1 protein-coding gene is annotated in these 512 nt (G+C 63.3%); it reads left to right on the top strand.

The genetic code is table 11. From position 1 onward, the window contains the following. Positions 1 to 52 precede the first annotated feature (52 nt). The coding region (locus tag QN219_RS33825; RefSeq protein WP_284004771.1) for a winged helix-turn-helix domain-containing protein at positions 53 to 512 on the top strand (460 nt) is incomplete at its 3' end.

Genomic DNA, 512 nt, shown 5'->3' with positions numbered 1-512 from the left:
GATTCCCAAATCGGATTGGCTGTGATTCCCTGCCTTCGACGGGAGGGACACGATGGGCAAATCACATCCGATTGCGTTGCGCGGCCGAGTCATTGCCTTTGTCGAGGAAGGTCACAGTCACCGGGAAGCGGCCCGGCATTTCCGGGTGTCGCCGCGTTTCGTGAACAATCTGGTGAACCTCAAACGCGCGACCGGATCGCTGGCGCCGCGGCGACAAGGCCACCTGGGTGGCGGCAAGCTGAACGCCCATGGCGATTGGGTCCGCGAGCGCCTGGCGCGGAATGGTGAGCTGACGCTGGACGAATTGTGCGGGGAACTTGCGGCGCGCGGCGTCATCGTGCACCGCTCCACTGTTGGCCGTCTTCTCCATCGCCTTGGGCTGAGCCATAAAAAAAGCCTGCAGGCAAGCGAGCAGCAGCGCCCGGAGATCGCGCGGGCGCGTGAGCTCTGGATCCGGCGACGGCGACGCTTCTTCAACAAGGCATTGGCGCGGCTGATCTTTATCGACGAGA

The organism is Sinorhizobium sp. 8-89 (genome assembly GCF_030124325.1).
Classification (GTDB): domain Bacteria; phylum Pseudomonadota; class Alphaproteobacteria; order Rhizobiales; family Rhizobiaceae; genus Sinorhizobium.
This window is presented reverse-complemented; position numbering and strand designations above follow the sequence as displayed.